The organism is uncultured Brevundimonas sp., assembly GCF_963974615.1.
Lineage (GTDB): Bacteria > Pseudomonadota > Alphaproteobacteria > Caulobacterales > Caulobacteraceae > Brevundimonas.
The window spans coordinates 36,055-61,643 of record NZ_CAXBDH010000010.1 but is presented as its reverse complement, the minus strand read 5'-3'; the positions used below and the strand labels follow the sequence as shown (position 1 = coordinate 61,643).

21 protein-coding genes and 1 riboswitch are annotated in these 25,589 nt (G+C 68.7%); of the genes, 10 read left to right on the top strand and 11 right to left on the bottom strand.

Annotated features, from left to right (window positions below):
- The first annotated feature begins 86 nt into the window (after nucleotides 1–86).
- From AAC050_RS08420 to AAC050_RS08395, 6 genes are all read left to right on the top strand, one after another.
- Nucleotides 87–2,072 carry a potassium transporter Kup gene (locus AAC050_RS08420; RefSeq protein ID WP_339914633.1) on the top strand — a complete coding sequence of 662 codons (1,986 nt, stop codon included), beginning with the start codon at nucleotides 87–89 and terminating at the stop codon, nucleotides 2,070–2,072.
- Nucleotides 2,069–3,475, top strand: coding sequence for an RsmB/NOP family class I SAM-dependent RNA methyltransferase (locus AAC050_RS08415; RefSeq protein ID WP_339914632.1), 1,407 nt, complete (start codon nucleotides 2,069–2,071; stop codon nucleotides 3,473–3,475). Before AAC050_RS08420 ends, AAC050_RS08415 begins: the two co-directional genes overlap by 4 nt.
- A gap of 67 nt (nucleotides 3,476–3,542) precedes the next feature.
- Nucleotides 3,543–4,205: a ribulose-phosphate 3-epimerase gene (gene rpe, locus AAC050_RS08410; protein WP_339914631.1), complete on the top strand. Its 663-nt coding sequence runs from the start codon at nucleotides 3,543–3,545 to the stop codon at nucleotides 4,203–4,205.
- A complete protein-coding gene (locus AAC050_RS08405) occupies nucleotides 4,202–6,010 on the top strand; it encodes a heparinase II/III family protein (protein WP_339914630.1) in 1,809 nt (602 codons plus the stop codon). The genes rpe and AAC050_RS08405 overlap by 4 nt, the downstream gene beginning before the upstream one ends.
- A 71-nt stretch (nucleotides 6,011–6,081) precedes the next feature.
- Nucleotides 6,082–7,686 (top strand): bifunctional phosphoribosylaminoimidazolecarboxamide formyltransferase/IMP cyclohydrolase, encoded by a 1,605-nt coding sequence (gene purH / locus AAC050_RS08400; RefSeq protein WP_339914629.1) that lies wholly within the window; start codon nucleotides 6,082–6,084, stop codon nucleotides 7,684–7,686.
- 144 nt (nucleotides 7,687–7,830) lie between these two features.
- Nucleotides 7,831–8,607 carry a dienelactone hydrolase family protein gene (locus AAC050_RS08395; RefSeq protein ID WP_339914628.1) on the top strand — a complete coding sequence of 259 codons (777 nt, stop codon included), beginning with the start codon at nucleotides 7,831–7,833 and terminating at the stop codon, nucleotides 8,605–8,607.
- Here AAC050_RS08395 and AAC050_RS08390 read toward each other — a convergent pair.
- From AAC050_RS08390 to mutS, 5 genes are read right to left on the bottom strand one after another with little or no spacing between them, the layout of a single operon-like run.
- Nucleotides 8,590–9,309 (bottom strand): GNAT family N-acetyltransferase, encoded by a 720-nt coding sequence (locus AAC050_RS08390; RefSeq protein ID WP_339914626.1) that lies wholly within the window; start codon nucleotides 9,307–9,309, stop codon nucleotides 8,590–8,592. The genes AAC050_RS08395 and AAC050_RS08390 overlap by 18 nt on opposite strands.
- Nucleotides 9,287–10,339, bottom strand: a complete 1,053-nt coding sequence (gene trpS / locus AAC050_RS08385) for a tryptophan--tRNA ligase (protein WP_339914625.1) — start codon at nucleotides 10,337–10,339, stop codon at nucleotides 9,287–9,289. The genes AAC050_RS08390 and trpS overlap by 23 nt, the downstream gene beginning before the upstream one ends.
- A 40-nt stretch (nucleotides 10,340–10,379) precedes the next feature.
- On the bottom strand, nucleotides 10,380–12,080 hold the full coding sequence (murJ, locus tag AAC050_RS08380; protein WP_339914624.1) for a murein biosynthesis integral membrane protein MurJ: 1,701 nt from the start codon (nucleotides 12,078–12,080) through the stop codon (nucleotides 10,380–10,382).
- 35 nt (nucleotides 12,081–12,115) lie between these two features.
- The gene (glnD, locus tag AAC050_RS08375) at nucleotides 12,116–14,788 is read right to left on the bottom strand and encodes a [protein-PII] uridylyltransferase (protein WP_339914623.1); all 2,673 of its coding nucleotides are present in this window, start codon (nucleotides 14,786–14,788) and stop codon (nucleotides 12,116–12,118) included.
- Complete coding sequence (gene mutS / locus AAC050_RS08370; protein WP_339914622.1) at nucleotides 14,785–17,487, bottom strand: DNA mismatch repair protein MutS; 2,703 nt, start codon at nucleotides 17,485–17,487, stop codon at nucleotides 14,785–14,787. Before mutS ends, glnD begins: the two co-directional genes overlap by 4 nt.
- 61 nt (nucleotides 17,488–17,548) lie before the next feature.
- Nucleotides 17,549–17,753, top strand: a riboswitch (cobalamin riboswitch).
- 167 nt (nucleotides 17,754–17,920) lie between these two features.
- On the opposite strand from mutS, the gene AAC050_RS08365 reads away from it, so the two are divergent.
- Nucleotides 17,921–19,768, top strand: a complete 1,848-nt coding sequence (locus AAC050_RS08365) for a TonB-dependent receptor (protein WP_339914621.1) — start codon at nucleotides 17,921–17,923, stop codon at nucleotides 19,766–19,768.
- Here AAC050_RS08365 and AAC050_RS08360 read toward each other — a convergent pair.
- From AAC050_RS08360 to AAC050_RS08350, 3 genes are all read right to left on the bottom strand, one after another.
- Nucleotides 19,752–20,660, bottom strand: coding sequence for an aldo/keto reductase (locus AAC050_RS08360; protein ID WP_339914620.1), 909 nt, complete (start codon nucleotides 20,658–20,660; stop codon nucleotides 19,752–19,754). The genes AAC050_RS08365 and AAC050_RS08360 overlap by 17 nt on opposite strands.
- Nucleotides 20,661–20,741: 81 nt before the next feature.
- Nucleotides 20,742–21,374 carry a maleylacetoacetate isomerase gene (gene maiA, locus AAC050_RS08355; RefSeq protein WP_339914619.1) on the bottom strand — a complete coding sequence of 211 codons (633 nt, stop codon included), beginning with the start codon at nucleotides 21,372–21,374 and terminating at the stop codon, nucleotides 20,742–20,744.
- Nucleotides 21,371–22,030, bottom strand: coding sequence for a fumarylacetoacetate hydrolase family protein (locus AAC050_RS08350; protein WP_339914618.1), 660 nt, complete (start codon nucleotides 22,028–22,030; stop codon nucleotides 21,371–21,373). Before AAC050_RS08350 ends, maiA begins: the two co-directional genes overlap by 4 nt.
- 166 nt (nucleotides 22,031–22,196) lie before the next feature.
- Here AAC050_RS08350 and AAC050_RS08345 point away from each other — a divergent pair, with 166 nt between their 5' ends.
- The 3 genes from AAC050_RS08345 to AAC050_RS08335 all read left to right on the top strand — a co-directional run bounded on the left by AAC050_RS08345 (nucleotide 22,197) and on the right by AAC050_RS08335 (nucleotide 23,216).
- Nucleotides 22,197–22,574 carry a DUF883 domain-containing protein gene (locus tag AAC050_RS08345; protein ID WP_339914617.1) on the top strand — a complete coding sequence of 126 codons (378 nt, stop codon included), beginning with the start codon at nucleotides 22,197–22,199 and terminating at the stop codon, nucleotides 22,572–22,574.
- The gene (locus AAC050_RS08340) at nucleotides 22,574–22,957 is read left to right on the top strand and encodes a hypothetical protein (protein ID WP_339914616.1); all 384 of its coding nucleotides are present in this window, start codon (nucleotides 22,574–22,576) and stop codon (nucleotides 22,955–22,957) included. Before AAC050_RS08345 ends, AAC050_RS08340 begins: the two co-directional genes overlap by 1 nt.
- 88 nt (nucleotides 22,958–23,045) lie before the next feature.
- Entirely contained in the window at nucleotides 23,046–23,216 is a 171-nt protein-coding gene (locus AAC050_RS08335) for a DUF1328 domain-containing protein (protein WP_339914615.1), read from the top strand.
- Nucleotides 23,217–23,282: 66 nt separating this feature from the next.
- Here AAC050_RS08335 and AAC050_RS08330 read toward each other — a convergent pair whose 3' ends face one another.
- From AAC050_RS08330 to AAC050_RS08320, 3 genes are all read right to left on the bottom strand, one after another.
- A complete protein-coding gene (locus tag AAC050_RS08330) occupies nucleotides 23,283–24,134 on the bottom strand; it encodes a metallophosphoesterase (protein WP_339914614.1) in 852 nt (283 codons plus the stop codon).
- Nucleotides 24,134–25,003: a diacylglycerol kinase family protein gene (locus AAC050_RS08325; RefSeq protein ID WP_339914613.1), complete on the bottom strand. Its 870-nt coding sequence runs from the start codon at nucleotides 25,001–25,003 to the stop codon at nucleotides 24,134–24,136. The genes AAC050_RS08330 and AAC050_RS08325 overlap by 1 nt, the downstream gene beginning before the upstream one ends.
- A gap of 169 nt (nucleotides 25,004–25,172) precedes the next feature.
- A complete protein-coding gene (locus AAC050_RS08320; RefSeq protein WP_339914612.1) occupies nucleotides 25,173–25,523 on the bottom strand; it encodes a hypothetical protein in 351 nt (116 codons plus the stop codon).
- Between the last annotated feature and the right edge of the window lie 66 nt (nucleotides 25,524–25,589).

Below are 25,589 nucleotides of genomic sequence, written 5' to 3'. Positions count from 1 at the left end.
CGCCCACGATTGAACCCGCACGGGAAAGGGACTAAAGGCTCGCCGCTCTTGATGGGACCGTCTCCTGCGGCACCCGGAGGATGTTCATGGTCGGGGCCCCTCCCCACGGCGAAGGCGAACCGCCAATCGCCGCTTCAGACACGCCCGCATCCGACGCGACGGTCGCCCCCCGCCATCCGCACCCTGCGGCAGCGGGCGAGGGCGGGCACGTCAAGGCGGGCAAATGGGGCCTGATCATCGGCGCGATCGGCGTCGTGTTCGGCGATATCGGCACTAGCCCGCTGTATGCGATGCGCGAGGCCCTGCACCATTCCAAGAGCGGCGGCACGGCCGACCTGGCCATTCTGGGTGTGGTTTCGCTGGTGTTCTGGGCCCTGATCCTGGTGGTGACGCTGAAATATGTCGTCTTCCTGATGAAGGCCGACAACAAGGGCGAGGGCGGGACCCTGGCCCTGATGGCCCTGGCCCAGCACGCCGTGGGACGGCGCTCCGGTCTGATCTTCATCCTCGGCGTCTGCGGCGCGGCGCTGTTCTACGGTGACGGCGTCATCACCCCGGCGGTGTCAGTGTTGTCGGCGATCGAGGGCCTGCGTGACGCGCCGGGCGTCTCGGGTCAGCTCGACAGTTTCGTCGTGCCGATCGCAGCCGGGATCCTGATCGCCCTGTTCATGATCCAGTCGCGCGGCACAGCCAGCATGGCCCGGTATTTTGGGCCCCTGACCCTGGTCTGGTTCCTCATTCTGGCCGGTCTGGGCATCTGGCACATCTTCGACGACCCCTCGATCTTCCGCGCCTTGTCGCCGCACTATGGCGTGTGGTTCCTGTTCGACAACGGCTTCCTTGGCTTCGTCATCCTCGGCAGTGTCTTTCTGGCCGTGACCGGAGCCGAGGCCCTGTATGCTGATATGGGCCATTTCGGAAAATCGCCGATCCGCACCGGCTGGCTTTGGGTGGTTCTGCCCTGTCTGACGCTGAACTATCTGGGTCAGGGCGCGCTGGTGCTGGACAACCGCGCCGCGGCCGCCAATCCCTTCTGGATGATGGTGCCGGAAGTGGCCTACTGGCCGGTGCTGATCATGGCCACCATCGCCACCGTCATCGCCAGCCAGGCGGTGATCACCGGGGCCTTCTCCGTGACCCAGCAGGCCGTTCAGCTGGGCCTGCTGCCGCGCATCGACATCCGCAATACATCGGAAAGCCAGGCCGGGCAGATCTTCGTGCCCTCGGTCAACATGCTGCTGATGGTCGGGGTGCTGGCCCTGCTGGTGACCTTCCAGACCTCGACCAACCTGGCCGCGGCCTACGGCATCGCGGTGACCGGTTCGATGTTCGTCGACAGCCTGCTGGCCTGGTTCATCGTCCGCAAGCTGTGGAAATGGAGCCTGCCGCTCAGCCTGCTGGTGATCAGTCCGCTGGTGGCGCTGGATCTGGTGTTCCTGACCTCGAACATGCTCAAGATTCCGCAGGGGGCCTGGTTCCCGCTGGCCCTGGGTGCCGGTCTGGTGGTGCTGATGTGGACCTGGGTGCGCGGCACCCGGATCCTGACCACCAAGACCCGCAAGGACAGCCTGCCGCTGACCGACCTGATCGACATGTTGCGGGCCCGACCGCCGCATCGGGCCCCGGGGACGGCCATCTTCCTGACGTCGGACCCGGATATTGCTCCGGTCGCCCTGATGCACAACCTCAAGCACAACAAGGTCTTGCACGAAAAGAACATCGTCCTGACCGTGCGCACCACCGACCGGCCCCGTGTCGATGCCGCCAGCCGCATCACGATCGAGCCGATCAACGACGACTTCAAGAAGCTGACCATCAGCTACGGATTCATGGAGCGACCGAACGTGCCCAAGGCGCTTGGACTTTGCCGCAAGCAGGGGCTTAAGTTCGACATCATGTCGACCAGCTTCTTCCTCGGCCGTCGCTCGGTGGTGGCCTCGGCCAGCCAGGGCATGCCCCTGTGGCAGGACCGGCTGTTCATCTTCCTGATGCGCAATGCTGCCAATCCGACCGACTTCTTCCATATCCCGCCCGGTCGGGTGGTCGAGCTGGGCACCCAGGTGTCTGTGTGAGCGGGGGAACCCCGAAAGGGCGCAGCAAGGGCGGGGATTCCGCCGCGCGCGGCCGGCGCATGGCCGACAAGGCCCGGGGACCGCGTCCGGAGCGCCCGCAACCCGTCCGTAGCGAGCCTGACGACTCCGCCGACATCGGGGTCGAGGCGCGTATCGCCGCCGGCCTGCTGCTGAACGGAGCCCTGATCCGCCGCGGCGGTCTGGACGAGGCCCTGGCCCTGCCGGCGGTCACCGCCCTGCCCGGTCCCGACCGGGCCTTCGCCAGGGCCGTGGCCATGGCCACGCTGCGGCGACTGGGCGAGATCGACCAGATCCTTGACCGCCGCCTGCAGAAATCTCCGCCTGAGGCCGTGCGCACCATCCTGCGCATTGCCCTGGCCCAGACCCTGGTGCTGGAAACGCCGGCCTTCGCCGCCGTATCGACGGCGGTCAAGCTGGCCGAGCGGGACCCCAAGACCCGGCCCTACAAAAATCTGGTCAATGCCGTGCTGCGCGGTATCGGCCGCGAGGGGCCGGGCCTGACCACGGCCGAGTCCAATCTGCCCGAATGGATCGCGGCCCGCTGGCGCCAGACCTATGGAGAGGCGACCCTGGCCGGCCTGGCCCTGGCCGCGCGCGAAGAACCGCCGACCGATCTGACCCTGAAGCCCGGCGAGGACCCGGCGGCCCTGGCCGAGCTGGTCGAGGGCGACGTCCTGCCCGGCGGCTCGGTGCGTACCGGCCGTCACGGCGACGTGGCCGGCTGGCCCGGCTTTGAGGACGGTGTCTGGTGGGTTCAGGATGCGGCAGCCGCCGTGCCGGTACGTCTGCTGGCTCCGCTGGCCGGCGAGACGGCACTGGACATGTGCGCCGCGCCCGGAGGCAAGACCATGCAAATGGCCGCCGCCGGGGCCGTGGTCACGGCGCTGGACCGGTCCGAGGCGCGGTTGAAGCGGTTGCGGCGTAATCTGGAGCGCACGGGGCTGGACGCCGAGGTCGTGGTTCGCCCGGCCGAGGATTGGCTGGACAGTCGCACCTATGACGCGGTGCTGCTGGACGCGCCCTGCACCGCCACCGGCACCTTCCGGCGCAATCCCGAGGCACTGCGCGCCACCAAGCCGGCCGAGGTGGCCAAGCTGGCCGATGTGCAGCACCGGCTGCTGGACGCCGCCGCCGAGCGGGTCGGGCCGGGCGGCCGCATGGTCTATTGCGTCTGTTCGCTGGAACGCGAGGAGGGCGAGACCCAGATCATCGCCTTCCTGCGCCGCAACCCGGCCTTCCGCACCGTGCCGGCCGATCCGTCCGCCGTGGGCGCACCGGAAGAGGCCCTGACGCCGGAGGGTTGGCTGCGCATCCTGCCCTCGATGTGGGCCGAGCGCGGCGGGGTCGACGGCTTCTTCGTGGCCAAGCTGGAGCGGATCTGACCCGACGACCCGGTGGTGCGGCGAGGTCACGCTTGCCCCTCGCGGCCAGCCGTCTTATCCCGGTCCCATGTCCACGCCCCTGATCTGCCCGTCGATCCTCGCCAGCGATTTCGCCCGTCTGGGCGAGGAGGTGGCCGCGATCGAGGCGGCCGGGGCCGACTGGATCCATGTCGATGTGATGGACGGCCATTTCGTGCCCAACATCACGCTCGGTCCGGACGTGGTGAAGGCGCTGCGGTCGCACACTTCCCTGCCGTTCGATGTGCATTTGATGGTCGCCCCGGTTGACCCGTGGCTGGAGGCCTATCGCGAGGCCGGGGCCGACATCCTCAGCGTCCACCCTGAAAGCGGGCCGCACCTGCACCGGACCCTGGGTCGCATCCGTCAGCTGGGCGCGAAGGCCGGGGTGGTGCTGAACCCGGGTACGCCACTGGCCGTGCTTGAGGATGTGATCGACCTGGTCGATCTGGTGCTGATCATGTCGGTCAATCCGGGCTTCGGCGGCCAGTCCTTCATCGACTCCTCGCTGCGCAAGATCGAACGGGTACGGACCTTGCTGGATGCGGCCGGTTCGAAGGCCCATCTTCAGGTCGACGGCGGTGTCACCGCTGCCAATGCCGGGGCCTGTGTCGCGGCCGGGGCTGACGCTCTTGTGGCCGGCACCGCCGTGTTCCGGGGCGGGCCTTCGGCCTATACCGCCAACATCCGCGCTCTGAAGGGAGCCGCGTGAGCCCCGTCGGCCCGTTCGCCCGCGCCGAGCCTGTCTCGCCGGCCCCGGGAGACATCCCCGGACTCCGTGGCGCGCCGATGCGGACGCCGGTGCGCACGGGCGGTGCCGTCACCGGACCCGGTCTGTGGCCGGCGATTGTCGGACGACTGTTGAGCCGTCAGCTCTGGATCGAGCTCTACGGCCTGCCGGGCTACGGCCTGACGCTGGGCGGTCGCAAGGCGACGGCCTTTGCCGCCACCCCCCGTGATTTCCGCCCCGCCGAGGCGGCCCTGGGCAAGGCGGTCATGGGGGGACGTTTCGCTCTGGCGGGCACCACGCTGGAGGCCCCCGGCCCGGCCGATCCGTGGAACCGGCCGAGCCCGACCAAGGCCTTCGCCGTCGACTTGCATGCCTTTGTCTGGTTGCCGGCACTTATGCTGGGCGGTGACCGCGGGGCCCGGGAGGCCTTGCGGCTGACCCTGGCCTGGGGCGATCATTTCAGCCGCTGGTCACCCTTCGCCTGGCGGCCTGACATTCTGGCCCGCCGGGTCTATGCCACGGCCTGCGCTGCCCGCCGGATGAGCGCGGTGGCCACGGAAGCCGACCGGTTGCGACTGGCCGATACTCTGGGCCGTCAGGCGCGGCAGTTGTTGCGGCCGCCGGGCGGGCTGGCCGGCAAGGCAGAGCGACTGACGGCCGCCGCCGTGGCTGGTTGCGTATTGGCGGGCCCCGTCGGGGATACGATACGCCGGGCGGCCCTGCGCCGTCTGCCCCGGGCCCTGGGCGAGACGGTCGGGCCGGACGGCGGCCATGCGTCGCGCAGTCCGGAGGCGGGGCTGGAGCTGTTGCTCGACCTGCTGACCCTCGACGACGCTCTGGCCCAGATCGCCGAGCCGACGCCGGATGCCGTGCGCGCCGCGGTTGAGCGTCTGACCGCGGCCTTGCAGACCCTGTCCCTCCCCGACGGTCGACTGGTGGCGGTCCAGGGCGGGGGACCGTCCAGTCCCGAACGGGTGGCCGCGGCCCTCGCCGGAGATGAGGACGTGCCGGTGGAGTCCGGCGTGACGGTCGGCGGGATCGTGCGCATTCACAGTCCGCTGCTGACCATCGTCGCCGACGCCGCCCCACCGGGCCGCGGGGCCTGGTCAGCGGCAGCCTGCGCCCAGCCGCTGGCGCTGGAAATCGTCTGTGGACGCGACCGGCTGATCTCGGGTTGTGGCTGGACGCCGCGCGCCGCCGACCGGCAGGGGTTGCGGCTGACTCCGGGTCATTCGACCCTGACCCTCGGTGAAACCTCGATCGCCGAACCCCTCGGTGGCTGGAAGGCAGACCTGCTGGGGGCCCGGTTGGTCGGCGAACCCCTGCATGTCGAGGTGGAACAGCGGACCGGCGACGGGGCTGTGTGGCTGGAGGTTCAGCACGACGGCTGGGTCACCCCCTATGGCCTGTTACACCAGCGCCGCCTGTACCTGGACCAGCGCCTCGACGAATTGCGTGCCGAGGAGCGACTGTATCCCGCGCCGGGTCAGACGGGAGTCGTGCGGGTCATCGCCGCGCCCTATGCGGTTCGATTCCATCTGGAGCCCGGGGTTCAGGCCTCGCTGGCGCGAGACCGGCGCTCGATCCTGCTGCGCGGTCATTCGGGCCGGGGCTGGTGGTTCCGCACCGATGGACCGGACGTGGCCATCGAGCCTTCGGTTCATGTCGACGATGGCCTGACCCGGCGTTCGCTGCAGATCGTCGTGCGCGGCTCGGCCCGGACCGACGCCGAAACCAAGATCCGCTGGAAATTGAGTCCGGCGGGGGCTGCAGGCGACCCGGTCTAGAGGGTGACGCTGGCGGTCGGGGATGCTAGACGGCCCGCGCCTCCTCCTCCCCCGCTTGAACGGACGCCGTCATGCCCGCCGCTCCCGATTTTCCGCCCGCACCCGACCGGGTGACCCCGGTACGCGCCCTGATCTCCCTGTCGGACAAGGCGGGACTGCAGGCTGCGGCGCAGACGCTGCACGATCTGGGGGTTGAGCTGGTCTCGACCGGCGGCACACGGGCGGCGATCGCCGGCTTCGGCCTGCCGGTCAAGGACGTGGCCGATCTGACCGGTTTTCCCGAGATGATGGACGGCCGGGTCAAGACCCTGCATCCGGTGGTGCACGGCGGTCTGCTGGGGGTGCGCGACGCCCCCGCTCATGCCGAGGCCATGACCACTCATGGTATTGGCCCGATCGATATCGTCTGGATCGATCTGTACCCCTTTGAGGCCACGGTGGCCGCTGGCGGTGCCTTTGAGGCGGCGGTCGAGAACATCGACATCGGCGGTCCGGCCATGATCCGCTCGGGGGCCAAGAACCACGGCTATGTCGCGGTCTGTGTCGACGCTGACGGCGTGGCCGAAGTAATGGCGGCGCTGAAGACCGACGGGACCACGTCCCTGGCCCTGCGCAAGCGGCTGGCCGCTCGCGCCTTCGCCCGTACGGCGGCCTATGATTCCGCCGTGTCGACCTGGTTCGCCCGGCAGGTCGAGGATCCGGCCCCGGCTCGCAAGACCCTCGCCGGCAGTCTGGCCCAGACCCTGCGCTATGGCGAAAATCCGCACCAGACCGGGGCGTTCTATCGCTCCGGTCTGATCCGCCCCGGCGTGGCCCACGCCGAACAGATCCAGGGCAAGGAGCTAGGCTACAACAACATCGCCGACGCCGACGCCGCCTATGAGCTGGTGGCCGAGTTCGAGGGCCCGGCCTGTGTTATCGTCAAGCACGCCAACCCTTGCGGCGTGGCCGTCGGCAACGACCTGCATCAGGCCTATGTGCGGGCGCTGGAATGCGATGCTGTTTCGGCCTTCGGCGGGGTCGTCGCGGTCAACCGGTCCCTGACCGGGGCTGACGCCCGGGCCATCACCGAGATCTTCACCGAGGTCGTCATCGCCCCGGGGGCCGACGCGGAGGCCCGCGCCGTGTTTGCCGCCAAGAAGAACCTGCGTTTGCTGCTGACCGACGGCCTGCCCGATCCGCTGTCGGCCGGCGAAGTGTTCCGTTCGGTGGCCGGCGGCTTTCTGGTGCAGTCGCGCGACCGCAGCCGGATTACGGCCCAGGACCTGAAGATCGTTACCCGGCGTCAGCCGACCCCGGGCGAAGTGCGCGACATGCTGTTCGCCTTCACTGTGGCCAAACACGTAAAATCCAACGCCGTCGTCTATGCCCGCGACGGCCAGACGGCGGGCATTGGGGCCGGCCAGATGAACCGCCGGGACAGCGCCCGCATCGCCGCGATCCGCGCCCGTGAGGCCGGGGAAGCCAAGGGTCTGGCCCATTCGCTGGCCCAGGGGTCGGCCTGTGCCTCGGAAGCCTTCTTCCCCTTCGCCGACGGCCTGATCGAGGCCGCCGCCGCCGGGGCCACGGCGGTGATCCAGCCGGGTGGTTCGATGCGTGACGCCGAGGTCATCGCCGCCGCCGACGAGGCCGGACTGGCCATGGCCTTCACCGGGGTCCGGGTGTTCCGGCACTGATGATGTTGGGCGCTACGTTCGCCGCGCGGCGGCTCACGGCTTGAGCGCCATTCCAGCGCGCTATCGCTCACGACGCGGTCGTTCACTATCTGAGCGCTGGAGGTCGCGCTTCTTTCCGCCGGGCAGTCGGCTAAGGTGGGCCGCATGGACACACTGGCTTCCCGCTGGGCGAAACTCGCGCCCCACACCACGGTCACCGGGCCGGACGATGATCGTCCGCGACCGGCAGTGTTGCTGTTTCACGGTTGCGGCGGACTGAGGGACCATCTGCCCCTCTATGCCGCTGCGGCGAAGGCCGCGGGATGGCGGGCCTATACGGTCGATTCCTATGCGGGGCGAGGCTTCAGCCGGGCCTTCGCCCTGGCCACGGTCTGTACCGGCCTGGTGCTGCGCGGAGCTGAGCGGGCGGGGGATGTTCTGGCTACACTGTATGGCGTGTCGCAGATGCCTGAGGTGGATTCGAGCCGCATCGCTATGGCCGGCTGGAGCCACGGCGGCTGGGGCATCATGGAGGCGATGAGTGCGGACCGTTCGGGGCCCGGCCTGACCCTGTCCGATCCCGGCGCGGTCAATCTCGATCCGGTCATCGCCGCCTATCTGGCCTATCCCTATGTCGGCTTCCTGGCCCGCAACCGGATGCGGCCATGGCTCCACTGCCCCCGGACCCTGGCGGTGATCGCCCGCACCGATCACCTGACCAGTGTGCGCAATGCCGAGCGGGTGCACGACATGGTGCGCAACTGCGGAACCGACATCGAAACCTGGATCGCCGAAGGCACGCATTCGTTTGACGAACCGACCAGCGCCCCGCCGATGCGTCACGATCCGGACCTGACGGCCGAGGCGGTGCGTCGCTTCCGCGCCCTGCTCGAGGATGTCGCGGTCGCGCCGGCGGCCCCGGCCTCAGCCGGGATCGACTGAACCGGTTCCGCCCAGCACGGTGAAGGTGATTGGGCTGCGGACGCTGAAGCCCAGCGACTGATACAGGCTGATCGCGCCCGAATTGGCGGTATAGGCATGCAGGAAGGGCATTTCGTGGCGGTCCAGGATGCGCGTCGCCACGATCCGCATCAGAGCCCCTGCATAGCCCCGGCCGCGGTGGTCGGGATGGGTGCAGACGCCGCTGACCTCGGTGAAACCGTCTGGTTTCATCCGTTCGCCGGCCATGGCGATCAATCGTCCGTCCTGTTTGACGCCGACGAAATCGCCGAGCTGGTGGGTGCGTCGGAAAAAGGGGCCGGGTTCAGTCAGGGTGGCGAGGGCCAGCATCTGCGGGGCGTCGGCCTCGGTCAGGGCCTCGATGGCGAAGGTGGTGGCCGCGTGGGTGATCTCCGTTGCGGTCATCTGTACGCAGGCGGCCTGTTTGAGCACCACGGCTCCCGGCGGCAGCGCGGTCTGCCTGGCCTCGACCAGTCCCAAACCGGTGCTTGAATTGAGTCGGCCGAGCGCGGCGATGGCTTCGGTTGAGTCGTCGGCCGCGGCGGCGAACAGGGCATAGTCGGGGTCGAAGCGCAGGGCCCGGTCATTCCCGAGCGCGAGGCCTCCCTGACGACTGGTCAGGGCGCTCCAGGCCGGGCGATCGAGGGGATGGTCAGGAATGTCAGCCTCTCCAGAATCCGACAATCTTCTTGACCTCGGCCACGACCGGGTCGGCGATGGCGGCGGCGCGTTCGGCTCCATCCTTCAGCACCCGGTCGATCTCGGTTGGGTCGGCCATCAGCCGGCGCATTTCGGCGCTGACCGGAGCCATGGAGGCCACGGCCAGTTCGGCCAGTTTTGGCTTGAACACGCCGAAGCCCTGGCCACCGAACTCGGCCAGCACCGCCTCGCGGCTCATGCCGGCGAGGGCGGCGTAGATGGTCACGAGATTCTTCGCCTCGGCCCGGTCGTTGAGGCCGTCGAGGGTTTCCGGAAGTGGCTCGGGATCGGTGCGGGCCTTGCGGACCTTGGCGGCGATGGTGTCGGAATCGTCGGTCAGATTGATGCGTGACTGGTCCGAGGGGTCGGACTTGCTCATCTTGGCCGCCCCGTCACGCAGGCTCATGACCCGCGGGGCCGGGCCCTGGGTCAGGGGCTCGGGCAGGGGGAAGAAGCCCGGCGCATTGAAGTCGGTGTTGAATTTCTGGGCGATGTCGCGGGTCAGTTCCAGATGCTGTTTCTGGTCCTCGCCGGTCGGCACCTCGGTGGCCTTGTACAGCAGGATGTCGGCCGCCTGAAGCACCGGATAGGTGTAGAGGCCGACCGAGGCCCGTTCCTTGTGCTTGCCGGTCTTCTCCTTGAACTGGGTCATGCGGTCCAGCCAGCCGAGGCGAGCGACGCAGTTGAGGATCCAGGCCAGTTCGGCATGGGCGCGCACGGCCGACTGCGGGAAGATCACCGAGCGGGCCGGGTCGAGGCCCGAGGCCAGATAGGCCGCGGCGATCTCGCGCGTCTGGGCAGCCAGCAGGGCCGGATCCTGCCACACGGTGATGGCGTGCAGGTCGGCGACGAACAGGAAACAGGGCGCGCCCTGGTCCTGCAGTTCGGTGAACCGCTTCAGCGCGCCCAGATAGTTGCCGAGGTGCAAGGCTCCCGACGCCTGGATACCGCTGAGGATGCGGCGAGGGCCGGTATAGGCGGGCGGCGGGGCGGCGGGCGCGGTCGGGTCGTACATGTCCGCGCAGATGCCTTACGTCAGCGGTGAGGGCAAGCGCTTAGCGGGTGCCGCGTCTGAGCAGCCCCATCACTTCGGCCCGGGTAATCGCCCGGGTGGCGAAGGCCAGGATCACATAGGTCAGCCCGCCGCCGGCCGTCACCAGCAACAGGGCCAGCTCCTTGGCTCCGTGGTCCAACCCGACCAGATTCAGGGCTCCGGCAAGGGGTGTTTCGAACAGGTCGCGGGCCGAGGCGGCCAGGCCAACAACGATGGCCAGTCCGGCGCTGGACAGGGCGATACGGCCCAGGCGCGACAGGGCGGCCGGGCCCGGCCGGTAGAGGCCGCGACGCCACAGGGTCGCACCCAGCAGGCTGGCATTGGTCCAGGCTGCGGCGCTGACGGCGGCGGCGATACCGGCGATGCCCATGCCGAGTTTGAACAGGGTGATGGCCAGGCCGGCGTTCACCGCGACCGAGACCAGGGCGAAGATCATCGGAGTGCGGGTGTCGCGCCGGGCGAAATAGGCCGGGGCGAGGATGCGGATCAGCACGAAGGCGGGTACGCCCCAACCGAACTGGAACAGGGCCCGGCCGGTGTTGACGGCGTCGATCTGCAGAAAGGCACCGCGGGTGAACAGGGCATCGATGAGGAAATAGGGCATCGCCATCAAGGCAGCGGCGGCCGGCAGCGTCAGGGCCATGGACAGGGTCACCGCCTCATCCATCGAAGCCTGCTGCTGGTCGTGATTGTCCGAGGCCACGGCACGCGACAGGCGCGGCAGCAGGGCAATGCCGATCGCCACCCCGACCAGCCCCAGCGGTAGCTGGTACAGACGGTCGGCCGTGGCCAGCCATGTACGGCCGCCGGCCACGAAGCTGGACAGGTTGCCCGAGATGAAGACGTTGATCTGGGTCGCGGAATTGCCGATCGCGGCGGGCACGGCGGTGATGATGATGGCCTTGACCTGCGGGGTCAGCCGGGGCCAGGCGAGGCGGATGTCAGCCCCGGCCTTGCGGGCGGCCCACCAGCACAGGCCGGCCTGGGATATGCCCGCGACGAGCACGGCCCAGGAGGCGGCATAGGCGGCCCCGACCTGATCGCCGCGGGCCGGAATGACAGCCGCCAGCATGATCAGGTTCAGCAGGATCGGATAGGCTCCGGAGACGATGAAGCGGCCGCGGGCGTTGAGCACGCCACTGAGCAGGGCCGCCACGGCCATACAGGGCAGATAGGGCATGGTGATCTGGGTCAGGATCACGGCCAGCTTGAAGCGGGCCGGATCGTTGAGGAAGCCGATGTTAATGACCGTCATCAGCCACGGCATGGTCAACTGGGCGACCAGGGTCAGAACCAGGGTGGCGGCGGCGACGGCGGCGAGCGCATCGGTGGCGATCTTGTCGGCGACCGCCGCGCCTTCGGTTTCCAGTGTTTTGGCGTAGGCCGGCACGAAGGCGGCGGCGAAGGCTCCTTCGGCGAAGATGCGCCGGAACAGATTGGGGAAGTTCAGCGCGGTATTGTAGGCGTCGGCGGCCGGTCCGGCAGAGGCCCCCAGGGCGGCTGAAATGACCACGTCGCGGGCGAAGCCGGCAAAGCGGCTGACCAGGGTCAGGCTGCTGAATATGGCCGAGGAGCGCATCATGCCGCCGCCCTTGCCGGGCTTCGGGCCGTCAGGCGGGCGATCGTTGTCGATGGCGGAAGCCAGGATCGGCAGGGCCGGGTCGATCGGTGCGTCGTCCGTCGGTCGGGGAGGCTGGCTCACGGGCAGGAAATCCGGTGGAGGGGCGGACGAACCGCTTAGCGTGGTTCCGGGGCGGGCGATACGGTCTGGCTGCGACTGAGGTCGGATACGTCGCGGACGCTGGCCCGGGCGGGGGTAACGGCGCGCCCGGCCGGGACCGTCGGGCGCTGGTCCAACACGGTTTCGAGGGCCGCGCGCAGGGCGTCGGTGCGACCGCCAACCACGGGCTTGAGTCCCTTGTCGTCGACGACGTAAAAACTGTCTACAGCCCGTTCGCCGAAACTGGCGACATGGGCCGAGCGGATCGACAGCCGGTGCGTCGATAGCACCCGGGCGAGTTCGGCCAGCAGGCCGGGACGGTCGGCCCCGGAGACCTCGATGACCACGGCGGTCTCGCTGGTCCCGGCGTCGATCAGGACCACCGGCCGGACACGGAAGGCGGCGTGGCGGCGGCTGACCTCGACCGAGGCTGCGGGCCCGGGGGCGCTGTCGCGGAGGGCGGCGGATTCCAGTCGGGCCAGCAGCCGTTTCAGCCGCCGTGGTTCGGCCCGGCCATAGGGCAGACCGGCCCCGTCCTGGACCTCGAATACATCGAGGGCCGTGCCGTCCCCGGCCGTGGCCACCCGGGCCCCGACCACATCGGCTCCGGCGGCCGACAGGGCGGCGGCGAGAGCGGCGAACAGGCCGGGCCGGTCCCGGGCGGCGATGGCGATGCGCGTGGTGGCGTCGTCGCCGGGTTCGGAGGTGACAGCCTCAACCGCGGCCCCGGCGACGCGGGCCCGGTCGACCAGCGCGGGGAATTCGGCGAGCGGGTCCTCGCGGCGCACATCCTCACCGCGGAACAGGGCTTCGGTGCGTTCGTAGAGATCGCGCATCAGCTGGCCCTTCCAACTGTTCCACACGCCGGGGCCGACGGCGCGGATGTCGGCCACGGTCAGGACCAGCAAGGTGCGCAGATGCTCCGGGTCACCGACCAGGTCGGCGAAGGCGCGGACGGTGTCGGGGTCGGAGACATCGCGTTTCTGGGCATGGTCTGACAGGATCAGGTGATTGCGCACCAGCCAGACCACCAGTTCAATGCGACGCGGATCGACCCCCAGGCGCTCGCAGGCCCGACGTGCGGCGATGGCCCCGTCCTCGAGCTGGCCGCGATCCCCGCCCTTGCCGACGTCATGCAGCATCATGGCCAGCATCAGGGCTTCGAAGTCCGCGATCCGGTGCACGATGACGCTGGACAGCGGATGGTCAGTTTTCAGCTTGCCGCGGGCGATGTCATTGATGATGCCGATGGCCTGCAGTGTGTGCTCGTCGACCGTATAGGCATGGTACATGTTGAACTGGGTCTGGCCGACGATCCGGCCCCATTCGGGCAGGAACCGACCCAGCAAACTGGTCTCGTTCATCAGGGTCAGGGCGCGATAGGGACGCTGGCCATGGGCCAGAATGTCGAGGAAGGTGCGCGCCGCTTGCGGGTCGCGCCGCAGCGACGGCGACACCAGCGACAGGGACCGGGTCACCGCTGAAAAGGCGTCGGGATGCAGATCGAGGTCGTGGGTGTCCGCGACCCGGAACAGGGTCAGCAATTTGACCGGATCGGCGGCGAACACGTCGGGACCGGTCACCGACAGACGTCCGCCGTCCTCGACGAAACCCTCGACGCCCAGCTTGCGTCGCCGCCCGGGGATCAGGCGCGACAGACTCAGGGTCGATTTCTGTTGCCGGGCCTCCAGCTTGGCTGACATGGCCCGGGTCAGGGCCCCGACGTCGCGGGCGACGATGAAATAGCGGCGCATGAAACGTTCGACCGCCGGTTCGTCGCCACGCCCACGCCAGCCCATGCGACGCGCAACCTCGGGCTGGACGTCGAAGGTCAGTTTCTCCTCGGCCCGGCCCACGGTCAGATGCAGATGGGTCCGCACCCGCCAGAGGAAGTCGAAGGCTTCTTCGAAGGTGCGGCGTTCACGACCCGTCAGCAGGTCGTCCAGGACCCGGGCTCCCAGTGGACTGTCCGGGGCCAGATAGCGGGCGATCCAGAACAGGGTGTTGAGATCGCGCAGGCCACCCTTGCCGTCCTTGACGTTCGGCTCGACGCGATAGCGCACCGCGCCCGACTTCTGGTGGCGGGTGTCGCGTTCCTCCAGCTTGGCGGCGATGAAGGCGCGCGGGTCACTGCGTCCGACCTGTTTCCTGAAGGTCTGGATGAAGTTATCGGCCAGTTCGCGGTCACCGGCCAGGGGGCGGGCCTCGAGCAGGGCTGTGCGCACGGTCATGTCGGTGCGGGCCAGGCTCAGGCAGTCGCTGACTGACCGGATCGACGGTCCGACCTTCAGCCCCAGGTCCCACAGGACATAGAGCACGAATTCGACCACCGACTCAGTATGGGGCGTGGTCTTCCACGGACGCAGGAACAGCAGATCGAGGTCGGAGAAGGGGGCGAGGACGCCGCGTCCGTAACCGCCGACCGCGATCAGGGCCAGGCGTTCCGCCTCGGTCGGATTTGGGGCCGGATAGAGAGTCTCGGTGGTGAAGCGCCACAGGGCCAGCAACATCTCGTCGGCGGCGGTCGCATAGAGCCGTGCCACCTCGACTCCCGGAAGCCCTCCGGCAAGCCGGCCGGCAACCCGGGTTCGGGCGGTCTGGTAATGTTGTCCCAACAGGTCGGAGACGGTCGCGCGCACATCGGGGCTGTCGATGGCAGCGGCGAGGCGGGCGGCCAGGGAGGCGGTCAACGCCCCGCCAGACCCTTGAGCCGGTACAGGGCCTCCAGCGCCTCGCGCGGAGTCATGGCGTCGGGGTCGATGCCGGTCAGGGCCTGGTCCACCGCCGAGGGGCAGGCCGGCGCGGCGACGGGCTCGGCCATGGCGAACAACGGCAGGTCGTCGAGCCGGACATGGGCGGCCTTGTCTGTTTCGAGCCGTTCCAGAACTTCGCGGGCGCGGGCGACGACGGCGGGGGGAACCCCGGCCAGCCGGGCCACATGGACCCCATAGGAGCGATCGGCGGCACCCGGGGCGGCCTCGTGCAGGAACACCAGTTCGCCGTTCCACTCGCGCGCCCGCATCGACAGGTTGCAGACGTGGTCGAGCCGCTCCTCCAGTCGGGCCAGCTCGTGATAGTGGGTCGCGAACAGGGTGCGGGCGCGGTTGTGGTCGTGCAGGGCCTCGGCCGTGGCCCAGGCTATGGCCAGGCCGTCATAGGTGGCGGTGCCGCGGCCGATCTCGTCCAGCACCACGAAGGAGCGGTCGGTGGCCTGGGTCAGGATGGCGGCGGTCTCGACCATCTCCATCATGAAGGTCGAACGGCCCCGGGCCAGGTCGTCGCCGGCTCCGACGCGGCTGAACAGCCGGTCGACCACGCCCAGCCGCATGGACCGCGCTGGCACGAAGGCCCCGGCCTGGGCCAGCACCACCAGCAGGGCGTTCTGGCGCAGGAAGGTCGACTTGCCGGCCATGTTGGGGCCGGTGACGATCGACAGCCGGGCTCCGGCGCGGTCGGCGGTGGCGCTCGAGCCATCGAGGGCACAGTCATTGGGCGTATAGGGGTCGCCGGCGGCCTTGACGGCGGCCTCGACCACCGGATGGCGACCACCCTCGACCTCGAAGGCCGTGGTGTCGTCGAGCACCGGGCGCACGGCCCCGGTTTCTTCGGCCCACTCGGCCAGGGCGGCATGGGCGTCCAGCTCGGCCAGGGCCTCGGCCACCGCCTGCAGTGGCTGGGCCAGCTCCTGGACCGTCCGTCGCCAGGTCTCGAAGGTCTCGCCCTCGATGGCCAGGGCACGATGGCCGGCCTGGCTGATCTTGGCGTCCAGCTCCGACAGTTCGACGGTGGTGAAGCGGACCTGGCTGGCCAGGGTCTGGCGATGGATGAAGGGGCTGTCGGGTCCACCCCGCAGCAGATGCTCGGCGTGTTTGGCTGTGGTTTCGAGGAAATAGCCGAGCACGGCGTTGTGGCGCACCTTGAACGGCACCCCGGCCTCGCGCTGGGCCCGGGCCTCGAGATCGGCGACCACCCGGCGGCTGTCGTCGCGCAGGCGGCGGGCCTCGTCCAGTTCGGGACGGTGATCGGGGCGGACGAAACCGCCGTCGCGGGCCAGATGCGACGGTTCGTCGACCAGACCGTCGACCAGACCGGCCAGCAATTGGGCAATCGCCGGGGTGAGGGTCAGCCGCTCCAGACAGACGTTGATCCGGGCTGGCGGGCCGGTCAGAGGATCCCGGGCCGTGGCGAACAGGCCGGCCAGGCCCTGGGCCGTGGTCAGGCCCGAGCGGATTGCCGCCAGGTCGCGCGGCCCGCCCCGCCCCAGGGCCAGCCGCGAGGTGGCCCGGGCCACATCCGACGAGGTCCTGAGGGCGTCGCGCAGGTCGCGGCGCAGGTCGCGGCGCTCCAGCAGCCATTCGACGGCGTCGAGGCCGTGGTTGATCGTGGTCACGTCGCGCAACGGCCGGGCGATCCGCTCGGCCAGGGCCCGGGCCCCGCCCGAGGTCACGCTGCGGTCGATGCAGGCCAGCAGGGAACCGTCGCGCTCGCCCCGCTGGGTCCGGTCGATTTCGAGGCTGAGCCGGGTGGCCGGATCGATGGCCAGAAATCCGCTTTCGCCCGAACGGCGCGGTGGAGCCAGGGCCGGAATCTTGCCGGCCTGGGTGGTCTCCAGATAGGCGGCGACCAGACCCAGGGCCGAAACCTCGGCCTCCTCGAAGGTGCCGAACCCGTCCAGCGAGGCGACACCGTACAGCCGCTCGACCCGTGCCCGCGCCCCGGCGGGCTCGGCCAGGGCCTGGGGCAGGGCCTGGACCACACCGCCGCAACCGTCGAGAGCCGGCTGGACGGCCGCGTCCGAGAACAGACGGTCCGGCACCAGCACTTCGCTGGGCCGGAATGAAGCCAGGGTCGCGCCCAGATCGGCCAGGTCACAGGCTACGGCGTCGACGGTCCCGGCCGACAGTTCGACCACGGCCACGGCGGCCCGACCCTTGCGTACGGCCACGGCCGCCAACCGGTTGGCCCCGCGTGCGTCCAGCAAGGTGTCCTCGGTCAGGGTACCGGGGGTGACGACCCGCACCACCTCGCGTTTGACCACGGCCTTGGAGCCGCGTTTCCTTGCCTCGGCGGGGGCCTCGACCTGTTCGCAGATGGCGGCCTTGAAGCCCTGGCGGATCAACCGCGCCAGATAGCCCTCCAGCGCATGGACCGGGACGCCGGCCATCGGGATGTCCTGACCCTGGTGTTTGCCGCGTTTGGTCAGGGTGATGCCCAGCGCCGCCGAGGCGATCTCGGCGTCCTTGAAGAACAGCTCGTAGAAATCGCCCATGCGGAAGAACAGGATGGCGTCGGGAGCCCCGGCCTTGGCCGCGAGAAATTGCGCCATCACCGGCGTGGTTCCGGCGAGATCGGCGGCGGCTTCGGGCGGGGATTTGAGCGGGGCGTTCATGGGTCGACGCAACGTGACGGATTGCGCGCAACCGCTCAAGCGGAATGGCGATCTATCGACTTGCCTGGGGCCCGTTGCGCTGCGATAGGCAGATCAGGCGGTTTAGGGAACACGGTGAGACACCGTGGCTGTGCCCGCAACTGTAGGCGGCGAGACGTTTGATCGTTCCAGGGCTTCGGCTCTGGCGTCACTGGGAAACCGGGAAGGCGTGATCCAGCGTTTTTGACCCGCAAGCCAGGAGACCTGGCCGCCGACGTCGTTCGTCCGCTGTCCGGGACCAGACAGAGGCGCGGGGTCCGTCCTGTCTTCACCAGAAGGCAACCGTCCGTCGAAGCGACCCGATCCATGCGTCACCAGACTGTCCGGTCTGGCGGGTCGGTCGCTTTCAACGCCATCGCGCGCGCATTCGCGAAGGCTTGACGGAGATACGCTGATGAAGCGGTCCATCCTGCTGTCCACGGTCGCCCTTGCGACCCTTCTCGCCCTGCCCGCCCTCGCCCGGACTCCCGATGACGGAGCCGAGCCCCTGCCCGAAATCATCGTCACCGCGACACGGTTGCCGGCCATCGTCGCCGACACGCCCGGGGCCCGGGTTATCGATGCTGCCGCCATCGAACAGCGCGGGGCGGTGTTCGCCGCCGACATTCTGAGTGATGTCCCGGGTCTGTCGGTGACACGTTCGGGGGCCTATGGCGGCATCGCCCAGGTGCGGATGCGCGGAGCCACGCCCGGCAAGACCCTGGTGCTGGTCGACGGGGTTCCGGTCAATGACGCGGCCGAGATCAACGGCGCGTTTGACTTCTCGGGCTTCGACCTGGGCGAGGTCGCGCGCATCGAGGTTTTGAGCGGGCCACAGTCGTCCCTGTGGGGCTCGGCCGCCATCGGCGGGGTTATCGCCTTCACCACCCGTGAGACAGATGGGCTGCGGGCCGAGGTTGAGGCGGGGTCCTTTGATACGGTGCGCGGGCGACTGGCCGCCGGCGTGGCGCGGGACAGCTATGCCTTCGGGGCCTGGGTCTCGCGCTTCGATACTGCGGGGATTTCGGCCGCCGATGCAGCCAATGGCAACCCTGAGGCTGACGGTTTCGAAAACACCAGCGCCGGGGCCCGGGGGCGCTATGCGTTTTCACCGTCCGTCCAGCTGGACGGCTCGGTACGCTGGTCCCGCAGTGAGGGTGATCTGGACGGCTATCCAGCCCCCGCCTGGGTGTTGGCTGATACGGCGGACACGACCGAGAGCGAGCAATGGTCGGCGACGACGCGTCTGGGTGTGGAGGCGGCAGGACTGAAACATCAGTTCAGCGTTTCGGCCGCCGACCTCACCCGCACGACCCGGGGCAGTACGAACTCAACGTTCACGGCGGACCGTCAGGCTTATCGCTGGCAGGCGACCGGGTCAGCGCTGGCCGGGCGGACCGACTTCACCCTGGGGGCCGAACGCGAGGCCACCGAGGGCAGCCTGTCGACCGGAGCCAACCAGAGTCAGGGCACCACCTCCCTGTTCGGTGTGTCCCGGTTTCAGGTCACCGACGGGCTGAGCCTGACCGCCGCCCTGCGTCGGGATGACACCGACGATTTTGGAGGGGCGACCACCGGCCGCCTGTCGGCGGCCTGGGACCTTTCGGGTGGCTTCATCCTGTCAGGGGCATGGGGCACGGGGTTCAAGGCTCCGTCGATCAGCCAGTCAGTCTGCGACTACTGCTATGCCTCGGTCCCGTTTCCGGACCTGACCCCGGAAACCGCCGACAGCGTCGAACTGGCTCTGGGCTGGGGCTCGACAGACGGCCGTGTCCAGGGGCGGGCCACGGCCTATCGCCTGAATGTCGAAGACCAGATCACCTATGTCTTCAACCCGTCCACCTTCGACAGCTACTACATCAATGTCGACCGGACCCGGACCGACGGGGTCGAGCTGGAGGGTCGGGCGTTTCTGGCCGGGGGGGTCGATCTGACCCTGGCCTATGCCTGGACCGACGCACGCAACCCGGCCAACGGTGCACGGCTGTTGCGGGTGCCTGAACATGCGGGCTCGGCTACCCTGGGCTGGACTGGTGAACGGCTGTCGGCCGCCCTGACGGTGCGGGCGGAAGGTGATCAGCTGGATGCCGGCGGCGTGCGCAAGGCCTTCGTTACCGCAGGGTTGAACGGGGCCTGGACGCTGACGCCGACGGTCAGCCTGACGGCGCGGATCGATAATCTGACCGACGAACGCTACCAGCAGGTGTTCGGCTATGGCGAGCCGGGTCGCTCGGCCTATGTCGGGGTCAGGCTGCGTTACTGATCGCGGAGCGCGCGGCGGCCCCCAGGCTCTGAGCCAGGGCCGCCGGTTGCGCCAGCGCCAGCGCCTCCCAGTCGAGATCCGGTCGGGGGGCGTGGGCCGCAGCGAGAATGGCCCGCAGTTCGGCCGCCGAGGCCACGCTGGCGACGACGGCGGACACGCCGGGCAGACCGAGCGTATAGGCGAGAGTGGCCTGCATCGGATCGACCCGGGCCTCGGCCAGATGGCGGCGGATCCGCGACAGGGCCGGGGCATGTTCGGCCAGATGCGACGGCAGGCTTTCGCCGCTCATGAACAGCAGGCCGCGGGCGAAGACCGACGACAGATGCACGTCCACATTCAGGGCCGCCAGTTCGGACAGGGCCCCGCTACTGTGGGCGCGCTGGTCCAGAAGGTTGGCCCGCATCTGCACGACGTCCGGCTGAAAGCGACGGGCCAGCAGGGCGGGGCCGTCCTCAACCGTGGCGCAGAAGCCGATACGACGAAACAGGCCGCGGTCCTTGAGGGCGTTGAGACGATCCCACAGTGCCCGGCCGTCGACCCCGGCCAGGTCCGTGGCCTGGGACACCAGCAGGGTGTCGCCGCGCGGCAAACCGAGACGTTCCAGCGATCGACGGGCCCGGGCCTCGACCCGATCGACCCCCTCGCTCAGCGAAACGGTACGCACGGTGACCTGGAAGGGGGACGGAAACGGCCAGGCCTGCCCCAGCTGTCGTTCGCCGTCGCCGTCAGGGCGGGTGGCAATGACGGTGACGCCGGCGTCGGCGGCTGTTTGCAGCAGGAATCGCAGGGCTTCCTCGCGCGCACCTGCAGGTGCCGGCAGGGCGCGCTCGGGCTCATGCACCACCGCGAGGGCGAGTTTGGAGACCGGAGACGGGGAAGGGGATGATTTCACCCGGTGACACTGACCGGGAATGTTTAAGGTCGCCTCACCGAGACTTTTACAGAGTCTTACTCGGGGAGCGCCGGTTTGCGATCAGTCGGCGTCCGGCTGACGGTCCGGATGAGCCGCTATAAAGGCCGGGTGGGCCTCTGCCGCGGTCTCTATGGCCAGCAGGCGAGGGTAGGCCTCCAGCGACACATTGAAGCGGCGCGCCGAATAGATCTGCGGGATCAGGTAGCAGTCGGCCAGGGTCGGGGCGTCTCCCCAGGCCCAGCCGTCGCCGTGACGCGCGACCAGGGCCTCCAGAGCCGCGAACCCCGCGTGGACCCAGTGTCCGGCCCAGGCGTCGGTGGCCGCTTGATCGGCCCCGAAATCCTGGCGCAGGGCTTTCAGGGCCCGCAGATTGTTCAGCGGATGGATGTCGCAGCCGATCAGGGCGGCCATGGCCCGAACCTGGGCCCGCGCACCGGTGTCGACCGGCAGCAGGGGTGGTTCGGGACAGGTTTCCTCCAGCCACTCCAGAATCGCCGGGCTCTGGGTCAGGACCTGACCGTCGACTTCCAGCGCCGGGACCAGTCCCTGGGGGTTGAGGGCGAGATAGGCGGCCGACCGCTGTGCGCCCTGACGCAGGTCGACACCGACCTGGTCGTAGGTCAGGCCTTTGAGATTCAGGGCGATGCGGGTGCGGTAGGATGTGCCCGAGCGCCAGTAGCCGTGCAAAATCATTGTGGCTGCACCGTAAAGTTCAGAGGGCTGAGTCCGGCGATGGTGGCGGTGACCTTGTCTCCGGGCAACAGGGGGCCGACGCCCTCGGGGGTACCGGTGAAGATCAGGTCACCGGGCCGCAGGGTCCAGAGCTCGCCGGCCTTGGCCAGGATTTCGGAGGGGTTCCAGATCATGTCGTCAAGCCGGCCAGTCTGGCGGGCGACGCCATTGACCTCGAGTCGGATGGGCGCGGCCGGATCGGGCAGGGCACCCAATGTCAGGGCCCCGCAGGGAGCGGACTGGTCGAAGCCCTTGGCCGCGTCCCAGGGTCGGCCTCCGGCCTTGGCTGCCGCCTGCAGGTCGCGGCGGGTCAGGTCGCAACCAACGGCCCAGCCGGCGATGTGGCCATCCTCGCCGACGGCACAGACCAGTTCGATCTCGTGGTGCAGGTCGGCGGTGGCCGACGGATAGGCAGGGTCTGCCCCGTCGACGACCAGGGCGTCGGCCGGCTTGGAGAAAAAGAAGGGGGCGGGTCGCGATGGGTCGCTCCCCATTTCGCGCGCATGGGCCGCGTAATTCTGGCCGACACAGAGGATGCGCCGGACGGGAAACCGCTCGGGTCGACCGACGATCGGCAGCGATGGGACGGGTGTGGGTGCAAACAGCCAGGAGGTCATATGGTTTTCTAGGCCGGACGGTGACGTATCGCCAGCAGTCAGCCCTGACCGGTTTTGATTCCGTGTCGCGCCACTCAGGAACCGGCGGTGGAGACTGGCGTTTCAGCCACAGGAACCCTATTTATAAGGGCATCAGACCCATTCCTTTTTTTACTGGAGCAGTTTTATGGCCACGACCAAGGCTCGCGAAGACATCAAGACCGATCTCAAGACCCTGAAAGCGGATCTCGCCGCCGGCGCGCGTGAAGAATCCCAACGTCTGCGCGAAAAGGCCACCGTGGCCGAGGCGCGCCTGCGCGAAAAGGCGGTTGAGGCCGAGACTCTGCTACGCGAAAAGAGTGACGAGGTGCGCGAACGCGCCCAAGTCTATTATGACCAGGCCCGGACCCGTGGCCGGGAATATTATGACGACGCTTCAGAGCGATTCGACGAAGCCCAACGTTATATTACGGAACGGGTGCAGGAGCGTCCGGTTCAGTCGACCGCCATCGCCCTCGGTGTCGGCGTCGTGCTCGGCCTGCTTTTGGCCGGTCGTCGCCGCTGATGCTGGGGCAAAGCCTGGTCCGCAAGGCCGTCGCGACCGCGGTCGCGGCGGGCGCAGCCTTCGTCGCCGTCGTGGCGTTGGGGGTGACAGCCTATCACGCCCTGACGCTGCTGGTTCTTCCGGTGGCGGCAGCGGCCATTACGGCTCTGGTGTTTGCCATCGTCGCGCTGGCGGTGGTGGCAATCTTCATGGGCCGCGCCGGGGAAGAGGCTGAGGATGAACCCCAGGGCCTGGCGGAGCGCGCTTTCACCCTGTTCCGGGATCGACCCATTATGGGCGTTGTCGCAGCCCTGGCCGGCGGCTGGATTTTTCTGCGCAACCCGGCGCTGGCGACCATGGTCGCCGCCGCCTTTACTGAAAAGAGTCACGGACGACGGCGCTAGGTGAGGGAACGTCAGTTCGCTGGTGGCGTTGACACGGCGGGTGTGGCCCTAGGGACACGTCTCCGTTAATCGCTTCCGGAGGGCCCCGATGCTTCGCTACGCCGTTATTTTCCTCATCCTGGCACTCGTTGCCGGTGCCCTGAATATGGGCGGCGTCGCCGCCGTCTCGATCAACATCGCCTATGTGCTGTTTGTTGTGTTTCTGATCCTGCTGGTGGTGCATTTTCTGACCGGCCGGAGACGTGGTGCCGGGCTCTAGGCCGACGTCAGAATCCTGAGTACGGAGCCGCGATTTTCACGATCGCGGCCCCTTTGGCGTTGGAAGTCAGTTGGCGGCCCGTTCCCGGGTCCCGGCGATGTTCGGGTCCGGAGCCGTCGCCGCCCGGCGCGTATCCTGCCGGCGCGCCAGCTTCCAGACCTGTTGCGGTTCGAAATCGCGCCCGGTCCAGGCCATGGCGGTCACCACGATGCCCGCAGCGTTCCAGTCGATCTGATTGAAGCCCGGTGGCGTTCCACGTTCGCGCAGCGACAGGGTCCCGCAACCGACAGCGTAGCAACAGCGATCCGACATCTCGATCGGCAGGGCGAAGGGGACGTGGACGTGGCCGGTCATGATCAGGTCGACTCCGGCCTCGGCGAAGATCTGCGCGGCGGCGGCTCCGCGTCGAACCTCGCCCGTCATTGGTGCGCCGATCATCTCGATCAGTGGGTGGTGGCAGGCCAGTACCCGTAATGCCCCGACGGGAGCCTGGCGCAACGCTTCGGCCGCGCGGCGGGTCTGGTCCAAGTCTATGACCCCCTTGGACCAGTTGGGGCGCGCCTGCCAGCCTCGCGCCGTGGTCACGCCGCGCACCATCAGATCAGGCGCGCGAAACTGGTGATCATGGGCCGGGTGGCCGATGGCCTTCTCGAACGCGCGCCACGGCCAGAACAACCGGGCCGGAATATTCCAGTAGGGCACGTCATGATTGCCGACGACCACGAAGGTCGGCTCGGGCATCGCCTGAATCCAGACGCTGGCTGCGGCGAACTCATCGCGATGGCCCTCCTGGGTGATATCCCCGGTGATCAGCACCATGTCGGCGGGGGTGGCGTGAGCATAATCAAGTGCTGCTGCTGCGGCCTGTCGATGTTCGCACCCGAAATGAATGTCGGAGAACTGCAGAATACGACCCATTAGGCGGGGTCCCCGGCTGCCGGAGCCGGAGCCGGAGCCAGGGCCCGGAAGGCCTTGCGAACGAACCGAACCTCGGCCTCCTGGCGCAAGAGCACGGGCTCACCGTCGATGACCGCCGGAATGCGGGAGCGGGCCCGGACCCGGACGTGACGGGTGGCGGTGGTGCTGACCGTAGGGTCGTGTCGCCAGTCGGTGAACAGGGCGTGGGCCGCCAGACGGAAGGCCTGGGCTGCGTCCGACGGGTTCATGGCGGCGGCCTCGAGTCCGGCGTTCTCGTCCACCGCCCTGGAGATTGTGGGGCTGATCAGAACCAGGGCTTCGGCGCGCCGGAAGCCCCTTGCGTCGAGGGCGAAGCGGAGGCGGCCGGAAAAAGCTCTCCGGAGAGCCCGCCGCGCATAACCCCAAGCCAGCTTCAGCCGGCCGGATCGTATCGCTTCGCGAGCGGGGGCCCACAGGGCCGGAGATCCCAGGATGGCAGCGCAATAAAAGGCGTACCGACCATCTAGATCGGTGATCTCGCCGCCGCCGACGTTGAGAGGAACGCCCTCCTCCAGGACCAGCCCCAAGGCCGTTTTCCAGTCTGTTGTCCCGTAGAGGGCCTGGGGCAGCATGTTCATGGTTCCGCCTGGCAGAGGCGCGACCAGTGGTCCGTTGGGGCCGACGCGTGCGGCAATCGTCCCGGCGGTGCCGTCGCCGGCGAGTACCAGCAGGACGTCCGGGCCGGCGGCCAGGGCCTCATCGACCTGGGCCTCAAGACGGCCGGACTCGAGCGTGATGACAGTGGCGTCGCAACCGTGATCCGACAGGATGGCCGTTGCCTCGGCCACAGCATTGTCGTCCACCCCGCCCGACAGCGGGTTGACCAGCATGACAACCCCTTTTCCGGCGACATGAGAAGACAGCCTCACGGGTCCTCGCGCCGGCTTGCGGCGGGCAGTCTTCGCCGCGGGTGTGGCGGGGTTTGTCAGGGTTTTGGTCATGTCGCCCGAACGCGCCGACCGGGGCAATGTTCCGGTCGGCGCGTTACCTGGGCGCGGATTACTTGTTCAGTTCTTCGGCGGCTTTTTCGGCCCCGGCCTGAAGGGCGTCGCCGGCCCGGGTGGCGGCTGTGCCGGCCTCGTTTGCGGCTTCATCGGCCGCGGCAGGGGCTTTGCCGACCAGGGTCTTCGCACTGCTCCAGGCACTGGAAATCCAGCCGTCGACAATCGCGCCGCCACCGGCAAGCGAATGTTCCTTTACGCCCAGAGCGGCGGTGAGGGCCCCGAACAGGGCCAGAAGGGTGACGATCAGGCCCACGAACGAGCCTCCCGAACCCCGTTTCCGGGATCGGGCCCAGACCGGACTGGAAGCACCGTCGTCAGCCATCCGGATGGGTTGAGAAAAACGCATGGAAGCCCCCCTTAGAGTTCCGGCAGTACCGGGGCACACCCCCTGTGCGCCCTCACCCCTGCCGGA